The sequence below is a fragment of the Cryptosporangium phraense genome, assembly GCF_006912135.1.
Lineage (GTDB): Bacteria > Actinomycetota > Actinomycetes > Mycobacteriales > Cryptosporangiaceae > Cryptosporangium > Cryptosporangium phraense.
This window is the reverse complement of sequence record NZ_VIRS01000018.1, coordinates 180,605-190,848: the sequence shown is the minus strand read 5'-3', so window position 1 is coordinate 190,848 and position 10,244 is coordinate 180,605. Positions and strand designations below refer to the sequence as shown.

Genomic DNA, 10,244 nt, shown 5'->3' with positions numbered 1-10,244 from the left:
GTGCTGCGTGGTGCAGCGAGAGCGGTACGGGGCGGTGCGGCGAATCACCGCGCTGAACAGCTGACCTCTCCCAGAACTTCGCCGGCGACGCAGCCGGGCCCGCGGTACCCCCTTCACGCCGCGAGACCGCAGGGCTCCGAAAGTCACCCCTCGCCCGGCTCAGCGGACGCTAGCCGCGCGGCCAGCAAGGGGGTTGGCGCGCCAATTCGGCCAACGCGGAACCGGGCCGCACACTGAGGCGACACGAAGCCCGGCAGCATCGAGCACGGTTAGCAGTGCGAGACGGCACGACCAGCGCAGGGCAAGGCGGCACGGCTAGCGCGCGGAGAGGCGGCCCGGCCAGCACGGGCGAACCGACGAGCCTGGGCAAAGCCGCGCGCGACCGGGCCCGCCCGGGGCGGGGCGACGCCGAGGGGCGCGAGGTGGCTTCGGCAAGGGCTGGCCCTGGGAGGATCAGCGCCCTCGAGCGCGGCCGCCCGAACAACGCCGAGCCGCGCCAGGTAGCGCTGCGGGTAAGACGCGAGGCAGGGCCGGGCAGGCTCGGCCCGCTAGGTGGCGGCCGGACCTACGAGCGAGGCCGACTACCACCGACGGACCCCAGCGCGGAAGGCGGCGGAGCCGGCGGCGGGCGACAGCAACGGAAGACGACGGCGCGGCGCGCGGGCGGCGAGCCGCGCTACCGACCCGCCGTCACCAAACCGCTCTCATACGCCGCAATCACCAACTGGGCCCGATCCCGCGCCTCGACCTTGTCGAAAAGCCGGCCAACATGCGTCTTCACCGTCGCCTCGCTCAGATGCAACCGTCCCGCGATCTCGCGGTTCGACAGGCCCCGCGCAACCAGCACCAGCACCTCTCGCTCCCGCGGCGTCACCCCCTCCAGCGCCGGCGCCGGCCGCGCCACTTCCGCGGCCGCTACGAACCGCTCGATCAACCGCCTGGTCACGGAGGGGGCGATCAGCGCGTCGCCCGCGGCGACTACTCGGATCGCGGCCAGCAGATCGGCCGGCGGCGCGTCCTTGAGCAGGAAGCCGGCTGCGCCCGCCCGCAGCGCTCCGTAGACGTACTCGTCCAGGTCGAACGTCGTCAGGATCAGCACGTGCGCGCCCGGCACCTCGGCACAGATCCGCCGGGTAGCGGCCACCCCGTCGAGTTCCGGCATCCGGACGTCCATCAGCACGACGTCCGGCCGGAGTTCGGCGGCCAGCCGCACCGCCTCCCGCCCATCCCCCGCCTCGCCGACGGCCTGAAGCCCCGGCGCGGTGTCCACCAGCAGCCGGAACGACCCGCGCACGAGCGCCTGATCGTCGACCACCAGCACGCGGACGCTCATCCGCTCCCGTCCGTCGGAAGCGTCGCCACCAGGCGGAAGCCGCCCTCGGGGCGGGGACCCGCGACCAGCGTGCCGCCGTAGAGCGCGACGCGCTCGCGCAGGCCGATCAGGCCGTGGCCACCCTCGGGCGGATCCGGATGCGCCGACGGCGGGCCGTCGTCCTCGACCTCGATCCGCAGCACGCCGTCCGCCGCCTCCAGACGCAGACGGCACGCCGTCGGCGCCGCGTGCTTCACCGCGTTCGTCAACGCCTCCTGGACGACCCGGTAGACGACGAGCTGGAGCGCCTCCGAATACCGCCCCGCGCCGGCTCCATCGAAGGCGACCCGGACTCCGCTGGCCCGCGCCCGCTCCACCAGCGCGGGAATCGCGTCCAGGCCCGGCGCCGGCGCGAGCTCGGCCTCGGGCGTCCGGAGCACGCCGAGCATCCGGCGGATGTCGGTCAGCGCCGATCGGCTGGTGTTCTCGATGACCCGCATCGCGTCCCGCGCCGCCTCCGGCTGCTCCTCGACGACGTGGTTGGCGACCCCGGCCTGCACGGCGATCAGGCTCATGCTGTGCGCGACGACGTCGTGCAGCTCGCGGGCGATCTGCAGGCGCTCGTCGGCCAACGCGCGCTCCGCGTCCCGCTGACGTCGCTCCTCGGCCGCCGCCCGACGTTCGCGGACGATCGCCCCGGCCACCCACGACCCACCGGAGATCAGCGAGACGTACGCGACGAGCCCGATCGTGTCGGCCACGCGGCCGTTCGGGTCGGTCACCGCGGCGACCGTCAGCGACCCGGCACACGCGGCCAGCGTGACGCCGATCGCCACCAGCGCACGCGGCCACGATGCCTTCAGCGCGACCGAGAACAGGATGATCGCGACCGGGATCCACGGCTCGAGCGTCAAGTGGACGCTCGTCGCCACGGTGAGCCCGGCGCACGAGACCGCCCAGGCCTCGAACGGCCACCGCCGCCGGACCGCGATCGGCGCCCCGACCGCGACCGCGATCACCCAGCCGGCCCCGGCCGGCCCCGCATAGTGCTGCTGGGTGTCGGACGCCGGGCCGCCGGCGATACCGACGAACAGCACGTAGATGCCGACGAACACCACCGCCGCGACGACGTCGGCCGCGTGCAGCACGGCGACGTCCAGCCGGGGTGAGCGCACCAGGCGGCGCACGGAGCTGATCGTCGTCACCCGGCGACCGTAACCGGGCCCGAGCCGCGCGGGCATCCATCCACAGCAGGTCATCCCGTGGTAGGACACCCTGTGGACGAACGCGACCGCGGGCCGATCCGGGGGTAAGGCCGAGCGACCACCGTGGAGTCATGATCGAAGTCCTCGACCTGACCAAACGCTACGGCCGCACGCTCGCGGTCGACCGGCTGAGCTTCACCATCCCCTCCGGACATGTCACCGGCTTCCTGGGCGCCAACGGCGCGGGCAAGTCCACCACCCTCCGCGCGATCCTCGGCCTCGACCGGCCGACCAGCGGGTCCGCGCTCGTCCACGGCCGTCCGTACGCGGCCTACGACCGGCCGCTCACCGTCGTCGGCGCGGTGCTGGACGCCGCCGCGGTGCACGGCGGCCTGCCCGTCAGGACGCACCTGCGGGTGCTCGCCCGCAGCAACGCCATTGCGCCGGCCCGCGTCGACGAGGTGCTCGACGAGGTAGGTCTGACCCCCGTGGCCGACCGTCGCGTCAAAGCCCTCTCGCTCGGTATGCGGCAGCGCCTGGCCATCGGCGGCGCGCTGCTCGGCGACCCGGCCACGCTGATCTTCGACGAGCCGCTCAACGGCCTCGACCCGTCCGGCATCGGCTGGTTCCGGTCGCTGGCCCGCCGCCTGGCCGACGAGGGACGGGCGGTGCTGATCTCGAGCCACCTGATGTCCGAGATGGCGCTGACCGCGGATCGGGTGGTGATCATCGGTTCCGGGCGCCTGCTGGCCGAGGAGCCACTCGACGCACTCGGCTCATCGCTGGAGGACGCCTACCTCAGGCTGGTGCACCATGCGTGACCGCCCCTTCAAGAGCGCCATCGCCGCCGAGCGCCTCAAACTACGGTCGGTCCGCTCGACCTACTGGCTGCTCGCGTCACTGCTTCCGCTCTTCGTCCTGGCCACGCTGGTCGGCCACGCGATGGTCGCGGCCTGGGACGGCGCCCCGCCCGCAGACCGGGCGCACTACGAGAGCGCCGACATGTCCGTCGTCGTCGCGCCGATCACCCAGCTGGTGCTGGCGATCCTGGCCGCGCTGGCGATCACGTCCGAGTACCGCACCGGCGCGATCGCGACCACACTGACGGCGGTACCCAACCGGCTGCGGCTGTTCGGCGCCAAGGTCACCGTCGTACTCGGGCTGACCGGCGCCGCCGCCGTGCTGAGCACCGCCCTCTCGACGTTGCTCAGCCTCTGGCTGGCCGGCGATCGGCCGCCCCCGATCGAGCCGTGGACGTCGACCACTGACGCGCTCGGCTCGGCCGCCCTGACCGTGGCCACGATCGTCGTCGCGGCGCTGGTCGGCGTCGGGCTGGGAGCGGCGTTCCGGTCGTCGGCCGGTGCGCTGGCCGCGGTCGCCGGGCTGCTGTTCGTCGGGCCGACCATCGCGGTGTACCTGCCCGACCCGTGGGACGAACGGGTCTCCGGGGTGCTGCTCCCGTCGCTGGCCCACACGCCGGAGGCGGCGGTCGCGCTCGTGCTCTATCCGGTGCTGGCCCTCGGGGCCGGGGCCTGGATGATGACCCGGCGAGACGCGTGAAGTCCTATCAGGATAAACAGTGAAATGCTAGGTTATCGGCATGTCTGAGAACGACGCCGATACCGTCCTGATGACGGCCGTGACCAAAGCCGGTCGGCACCGCCGCGGCGGCCCCGCCACTCAGGCCGATCACGCGATCTTCCTCGACCACACCGGGCGACGACGCCGCTGGTTGAAGGTCGGGCTGGGCGTCGCGAGCGGGGCCGCGGTCGTGTACACCGCGCTGCTCGGCGTCAGCATGCTGGGCGGTGGCCACGGGAACACCGCGCTGCCGCTGCCGAACGAGGCCAGCTCCGCAGCGCCGTCGCCCACCACACCGGCGCCCAGGACGTCCGCACCGGCGCCGGTGACGCGGCCCCGTCAAGCCGCGTCACCGGCGCCGACCCCAACACGTCCGGCGCGCTCCGCACCGTCGAAGAAGGCAGCCACGCCCGCCTCCCCTTCGGTGTCTCCCTCGGAGTCGCCGGACTCCCCGGAATCGTTCTGGTCCAACCTGTTCCCCTCACCCACGCGCACGCGGTGAGGGGAGTTCAGCCCTTGATCGTGGTCCAGGCCTGGGCCCAGTCCTCGTAGTCCTTGCACCGCACGCCGGTCCGCCCGTCGAGGCAGGAGGCGAGCGGCGTGCTCCAGTACCAGATGCGCTTCGCGTACCCCGCGTCGTTGGCGTGGTACACCGCGCAGTGCTGCGGATCGGTCGTGAACCGGCACGCCTTGGGATTGCTCGGCGCTTCCCCGAAGTACTCGGCGACCTGCGCGTTCACCTGCGGGCTGACGATGTGGTCGAACCACTTGTAGGCGCAGGTCTTGTGCTTGGACTTCGCGCTGAGCATCCAGGTGTCGGACCAGCCGGTCGACCCCTCCGACGGCAGCACGGCCTCGACGTCCACGCCCTCGGTCTTCGCGACGTTCTCGATGACCTGCCAGCTGGTGCCGACGATCGAGTCGCCGGCCTTGAACGCGGCCACGTTCTCGGCGTAGTCGCTCCAATACTCGCTGACGCTGGCCTTCTGCTGCTCGAGCACCGCGATCGCGGCCGCGAACTGCTTGTCGTCCAGCGCGTACGGGTTCGTGATCCCGAGGTCGGGCTGGTGCCTCATCAGCCACAGCGCGGCGTCCGCGATGTAGATCGGCGAGTCGTACGCGGTGACCTTGCCGACGACCGAGAGGCTCGGCGCGAACACCGCGCTCCACGACGTCGGCGCCGGGTGCACCGCGTCCTTGCGGTACATCAGCAGGTTCGCGCCCCAGCCGTGCGGGATCCCGTACGACACGTCGTCGACGCTGTTCCAGCGCTGGTTCTTCAGGAAGCTGTAGATGTCGACGTAGTTCGGCACCAGGTCGGTGTTCACCGGCTCGACCGTGCCGTCGCCGATCAGTCGCAGCGACGCGTCACCGGAGGCCGAGACGACGTCGTACTTGCCGGTCTTCATCAGCGTCACGGCCTCGTCGGACGTGTTGAAGACCTTCACCGTCACCTGGCAGCCGGTCGCGTGCTCGAACGGCGTCACCCAGTCGATCGACGGGTCGTTCGACCCGTCCTCGGCGTAGCCGGCCCAGGCGAGCACGCTCAGCGCGCCCTCCGGCGTCCCGAGCTCCGACAGCGCCGACAGCTTCGGCGGGGCGAACCCGGCGTCGTCGCCGTCGTCGGCCTCGGTCTTGGCGTTGCAGCCGGCCACGGCCAGCACCAGGGCCAGCGCGGCGACCACGACCTTTCGGGAGCGGTTCACGTCTGGGGCACCGCGAGCCGGCTCGCCAGCGCCGCCGTTCCGCGCATCCGGAGCACGTACTCGACCAGCGCGATCAGCAGGTTCTTCGTCGACTCACGGCGTCGGGCGTCGCAGGCCATGATCGGCACGTCCGGCCGGATCGACAGCGCCTCGCGGATCTCCCGGATCGTGTTGGACTGCATTCCGTCGAAGCAGTTCATCCCGACGACGTACGGAACCCCGTGCTGCTCGAAGAAGTCGACGGCCGAGAAGCAGTCGGCCAGCCGCCGCGGGTCGACCAGCACGACCGCGCCGATCGCGCCCCGCACCAGCTCGTCCCACATGAACCAGAACCGCGTCTGGCCGGGCGTCCCGAAGAGGTAGAGGATCAGCTCCTCGTCGATCGTGATGCGTCCGAAGTCCATCGCGACCGTCGTCGTGGTCTTCCCGCCGATGCCGGAGACGTCGTCGACGTCGACCGACGCCGCGGTCATGATCGCCTCCGTCGTCAGTGGCGTGATCTCGGAGACGGACCCCACCAAGGTCGTCTTTCCGACGCCGAACCCGCCGGCGACGACGATCTTGGCGGACGTCGCGGTGGACGAGATACGGGGCGCGTCGAGCGTGCTCGTGTTACCGAAGTTCACCGGACATCTCCTCTACAGCGACAGCGCGCCGTGTAGTTCGGACCGGAGCGCGGGCGTCAGCACCTGGCCGACGCGCTCCACCAGCAGCGCCATCTCGTAGCCGACCTGGCCGATGTCGCACGACCGGGAGGCCAGGACGGCCAGCGACGAGCCGTCGCTGATCGACATGACGAGCAGGAAGCCGGTGTCCATCTCGACGACGGTCTGGCTGACGTTCCCGCCCTCGAAGCAGAGCGCCGCACCGTGGGTGAGGCTCACCAGCCCGGACGCGATCGCGGCGAGCTGGTCGGCGCGGTCGCGCGGTAACCCGTCGGAGACCGCCAGCAGCAGCCCGTCGGCGGACACGGCCACGGCGTGGGCGATGCCGGGGACGCGGTTGGCGAAGTTGCCGACGAGCCAGTTCAGGTTCTGAGCGTCGTGGCTGAGCGCTGGGGCCGTAGTCACTGCTCCTCCTTGGTGCTCTGGAGGCGGCCCTGCTCGAGACCGCTGCGGTAGCTGGACAGGACGCCGCGGATCGCCTCCGGCGATCGCTGGGTCGGCGCGAGCTTCGGCGCCCGCTCGACGCGGCCGGGCACGTAGTGCGCCATCGGGACGCGCTTGGGAAGGCCCGAGTCGGTCAGGGCAGTGGGGGCCTTCTCGGCCGCCGCCTGGGCCGCCTTCCACCCACTGTCGGCCGGTGACTCCCACGACACCGCTGGCGCGGGAGCCGGCTCGGCCGGCCCCGCCATCGGCGTCGGGACCGATGGAGGGGCCGGAGTACGGGACGCGGTCGCGACCGACGACCGCGCGGAAACCGCTGAGGCCGCTAGCGACGGGACCGCGACCGGCGGCAGCGCGGACGCCGGCCGGGCACCGGCCGGCGGCCGCGGCCCCCGCGCCGGCCACGGGGCCGGGGCCGCGGCCGGAGTGAAGGGAAAGGCCGGCGCCGGTGCAGGGGCGGAGTCCAACACCGACGCCGGGTCTGTAGTCGACGACCGCCCCGCCGCGGAGTACTCCGCACGGACCGACGCCGGGTCTGTAGTCGACGACCGCCCCGCCGCGGAGTACTCCGCACGGACCGACGCCGGGTCTGAAGCGGGCGCATAAGCGCCCGGGGCCTCCGGCACACGAGGAAGGTTGGGGTTGGTCCGGAACCAGTCGGAGTTCGTCGCCTCGAAGATCGGCAACGGCATCTCGACGGTCGGCTCCGGGAACACGCTGATCGGCTGCGTCGCCTCCGACCAACTCGGCTCGCTGGGAGCGGGCGCGGGCGCCGGCGGGACGTTCCGCACCGTCGGCGGGTCGAACGCCGACCACGAGTCCGCCGTCCGCGTGTACGGCGAGGTGCTGGCCGGCGCCGGGCTGACCGGCGCGGGGCTCGCCCAGTTCCCGAACCCGGAGGTCGGCGCGTACGTCGACGCCGTCGCCTTCGTCGCGAAGCCGTTGAACGGCTCGCGCTTCGGCAGGTCGAGACGCTCCGACGCGACCCGCTCGATCGGCCGGTTACCGACGTCGGCCCTGCTCACCCGCGAAGCGTCCGAAGCCGGGGCAGGAACGTGCAGGACCCCGGACGGGAGCGTGATCATCACCAGGACACCACCGCCGGTCGCGTCGCGGAGCATCACCTTGACGCCGTGCCGGGAGGCCAGCCGGCCGACCACGAAGAGGCCCATCATCCGCGAGACCGCGATGTCGAACACCGGCGGCTTGGCCAGCCGCTCGTTGAACTCGGCGAGCTGCTGCCGGGACATCCCGATGCCGTGGTCGATCACCTCGATGACGACCTGGCCGGCCTCCCGCCGGGCGTCGACCGTGACGTCGGTGCGGGGCGAGGAGAACGAGGTCGCGTTCTCCAGGATCTCCGCGACCAGGTGGACGACGTCGTTCACCGCCCCGGCGGCGATCTCGGCACCCTCGTCGATCGACCCGAGCTTGACCCGGGTGTACTGCTCGACCTCGGCCGTCGCGGCCCGGAGGACGTCGATCAGCGGCGCGGGCTTGGCCCAGCTGCGGCCCGACTCGGCACCGCCGAGGACGAGGAGGTTCTCGTCGTTCCGGCGCATCCGGGTCGCGAGGTGGTCGAGTTTGAACAGCTCGGACAGCCGGTCCGGGTCCTGCTCACCCTGCTCCAGACCGTCGATCAACCGGATCAACCGGTCGACCAGCAGCTGCGAGCGCCGGGACAGGTTCACGAACATCGACGAGACGCTCTGGCGCAGCTGGGCCTGCTCGGATGCGACCCGCACGGCCTCCAGGTGGACCGCGTTGAACGCCTGCGCGACCTGGCCGATCTCGTCACCCGACCGGATGTCGACGGTCTTCGCCGCGGTCTCCGCGGAGGCCTGGGCCGCCGTCTGCTGGTCCGCGTCCTGCAGTTTACGGACGACGTCCGGCAGCGACTGATAGGCGACCTCGAGCGCGCTCGTCCGCAGCCGCACCAGCGGGCGGACCATCGAGCGGGCGACCGCCAGCGAGACCAGCAGGGCCACGACCAGGGCCACCAGCGCGATCGTGATGACGATGATCGCCTGCTGCATCGCGTCGGTGCGGAACGAGCCGGCGTCCTGCACGGTCGCGGTGTTGAGCTGCTGCTCGATCGAGCGGAGCAGCGTGTTCTCGCGGTCGCTGGTCTCCAGCCAGGTCGCCAGGCCGAACGAGAGCGCGTTGCCGAGCCCGGCGTTCTGGGCCCGGGTCCGGAGCTGCTGGTAGGTCAGCTCCTCGGTCAGCGTCGTGTTGCGGATCTGTTGCTGACGGTCGGTCGCGCTGAGCATGAACTGGCTGCGGAACGCGCTCTCGTCCGACACCGCGGCCCGGAACGAGCCGAACGTGTCGTTCGTGAAGCGCTTGTTGCCGTCCTCCAGCGCGGTCCGGACGACGATCTGCTCCTGCCAGATCGCCTCCTTGTACTTGGCGAACGCCGACACCGCGGTCAGCTGGGCCGACAGCTGCTCGTCACCGGCGGCCGCACCGGCCAGGCGCTCCTTCATCTGCAGCAGGCTGGTGATCAGCTGCTCGTAGATCGTCACCGCCGCCCCGACCCGGACGCCGCCCTTGCGGGCCTGGTCGATCACCGAGTCGCGGTTGCGGGTCATCACCGCGTAGCCGCGCTTCACCTGCTCGAACTCGGAGCTGATCGGCGCGGCGATCTCCGGGTCCAGGCTCTCGTACTGATCGAGGAACCGGCGGAAACCCGCATCGGTGTTACGACCCTGCTCGACGAAATGCTTCAGCGTCGGATGACTCGGCGTCTTTCCCGGGTCGGTCACGTACGCCGCGGCCGACGAGCGCTCGATCTGGAGAACGTCGACCAGCGACGACGACTCGTTGCCCAGGCGCGCGAAATCCTGAATCTTGCTCGCGGTCTGGGCCTCGTCGAGAACCGATCGGGCGACGATTCCCGAGAACAGGAACATCGCGATCAGCGGAACGAGCGTGATCCAGATGACCTTCAGCCGGATCGACGTGTTGCCGAACAGGCGGGTCCCGACGCCTGTTCGGTAATCCGTGTCGAGCTCGGACGACGGCGGCTCCTCGGTGCTGTCCACCTGCTCTGTCCTGCCTTCCGGTGGCCGTGTTGGGCTCCGGTCCAGAAGGGACGTTGGCACGACTCCTCCGTCCATGCGATCAGTAGGTGAACAAGCCCGGACGAGACTCCCGCGGTCCGGCTCGAATTGCATTTCACCACAATGGAAACTGGCAAGGAAAGCCTGTCCGTCAATTAAACCGAAGGATTTGTTCACAACGACTCAGCCTCATTAATTCCTCATGAGCGCGTCAATCATGAGGAATTCATGAAGACGATTACCTCGAACGTCTTCGGCACTGGCACTATGTG

Annotated in this window: 8 protein-coding genes and 1 pseudogene; 3 read left to right on the top strand and 6 right to left on the bottom strand. The window is 71.1% G+C overall.

Features of this window, described 5'->3' with window-relative positions:
* Positions 1-676: 676 nt before the first annotated feature.
* A complete protein-coding gene (locus tag FL583_RS24885) occupies positions 677-1,333 on the bottom strand; it encodes a response regulator (protein WP_142707224.1) in 657 nt (218 codons plus the stop codon).
* On the bottom strand, positions 1,330-2,517 hold the full coding sequence (locus FL583_RS24880) for a sensor histidine kinase (protein WP_170323852.1): 1,188 nt from the start codon (positions 2,515-2,517) through the stop codon (positions 1,330-1,332). Before FL583_RS24880 ends, FL583_RS24885 begins: the two co-directional genes overlap by 4 nt.
* A gap of 131 nt (positions 2,518-2,648) precedes the next feature.
* Here FL583_RS24880 and FL583_RS24875 point away from each other — a divergent pair.
* The 3 genes and pseudogenes from FL583_RS24875 to FL583_RS24865 all read left to right on the top strand — a co-directional run.
* Positions 2,649-3,323, top strand: a pseudogene (locus FL583_RS24875) (ABC transporter ATP-binding protein); the annotation flags it as partial.
* Positions 3,324-3,330: 7 nt separating this feature from the next.
* Positions 3,331-4,077 carry an ABC transporter permease gene (locus FL583_RS24870; RefSeq protein ID WP_142707221.1) on the top strand — a complete coding sequence of 249 codons (747 nt, stop codon included), beginning with the start codon at positions 3,331-3,333 and terminating at the stop codon, positions 4,075-4,077.
* Positions 4,078-4,117: 40 nt separating this feature from the next.
* Entirely contained in the window at positions 4,118-4,600 is a 483-nt protein-coding gene (locus FL583_RS24865; protein ID WP_142707220.1) for a hypothetical protein, read from the top strand.
* A gap of 7 nt (positions 4,601-4,607) precedes the next feature.
* On the opposite strand, the gene FL583_RS24860 is transcribed toward FL583_RS24865, so the two are convergent.
* From FL583_RS24860 to FL583_RS42515, 4 genes are read right to left on the bottom strand one after another with little or no spacing between them, the layout of a single operon-like run.
* On the bottom strand, positions 4,608-5,804 hold the full coding sequence (locus FL583_RS24860; RefSeq protein WP_142707219.1) for an ABC transporter substrate-binding protein: 1,197 nt from the start codon (positions 5,802-5,804) through the stop codon (positions 4,608-4,610).
* A complete protein-coding gene (locus FL583_RS24855) occupies positions 5,801-6,430 on the bottom strand; it encodes a GTP-binding protein (protein WP_205752423.1) in 630 nt (209 codons plus the stop codon). The genes FL583_RS24860 and FL583_RS24855 overlap by 4 nt, the downstream gene beginning before the upstream one ends.
* 12 nt (positions 6,431-6,442) lie before the next feature.
* Complete coding sequence (locus FL583_RS24850) at positions 6,443-6,874, bottom strand: roadblock/LC7 domain-containing protein (protein ID WP_142707218.1); 432 nt, start codon at positions 6,872-6,874, stop codon at positions 6,443-6,445.
* Positions 6,871-9,954 (bottom strand): nitrate- and nitrite sensing domain-containing protein, encoded by a 3,084-nt coding sequence (locus FL583_RS42515; RefSeq protein WP_170323851.1) that lies wholly within the window; start codon positions 9,952-9,954, stop codon positions 6,871-6,873. Before FL583_RS42515 ends, FL583_RS24850 begins: the two co-directional genes overlap by 4 nt.
* Between the last annotated feature and the right edge of the window lie 290 nt (positions 9,955-10,244).

Coding starts and splice junctions, on each gene's coding strand:
- FL583_RS24870 (WP_142707221.1), top strand. CDS start 3,331: ATGCGTGACCGCCCCTTCAAGAGCGCCATCGCCGCCGAGCGCCTCAAA.
- FL583_RS24885 (WP_142707224.1), bottom strand. CDS start 1,333: ATGAGCGTCCGCGTGCTGGTGGTCGACGATCAGGCGCTCGTGCGCGGG.
- FL583_RS24865 (WP_142707220.1), top strand. CDS start 4,118: ATGTCTGAGAACGACGCCGATACCGTCCTGATGACGGCCGTGACCAAA.